This window comes from Candidatus Thiosymbion oneisti (assembly GCF_900092655.1).
GTDB lineage: Bacteria > Pseudomonadota > Gammaproteobacteria > Chromatiales > Chromatiaceae > Thiosymbion > Thiosymbion oneisti.
This window is the reverse complement of record NZ_FLUY01000607.1, coordinates 1-360: the sequence shown is the minus strand read 5'-3', so window position 1 is coordinate 360 and position 360 is coordinate 1. Positions and strand designations below refer to the sequence as shown.

The window sequence follows — 360 nt, the reverse complement described above, 5'->3', positions numbered from 1 at the left end:
CGCCGCGCGCGTTCACCCGGCGAAACTCGGCGATGGTCCGAGAACACGGGACCAGTCCCTCCAGTAACCAGATCAGTTCCAAGTTGCGCCGGTACTCACGTTCCAACCGCCGGGAGCTGTGCACGCGGTTGAGGTACCCGTAGAGCGCGCGCTTAAGCAGCGCGGCTGGATCGAACGCCGGTTGCCCCGGGGCGAGTTCACCGCCGGCATTGGTAAAGCCCAATGCCGGCAGGTCGAGCGTATCGACAGCGGCGTCGATCGCCCGCACCCGATTGGTCTCGCTGACATAAGCTTCGACCCGTGGCGGCAGGAGGGCGGCCTGGCTACGGGCTTGGCCTTGTTTGTAACTCTTGCCATGAA

Annotated in this window: 1 protein-coding gene; it reads right to left on the bottom strand. The window is 64.7% G+C overall.

What is annotated here, in order from left to right; all coding sequences use genetic code 11:
* The coding region (locus tag BQ17_RS06710) for a transposase (RefSeq protein ID WP_141699140.1) at positions 1–360 on the bottom strand (360 nt) is incomplete at both ends.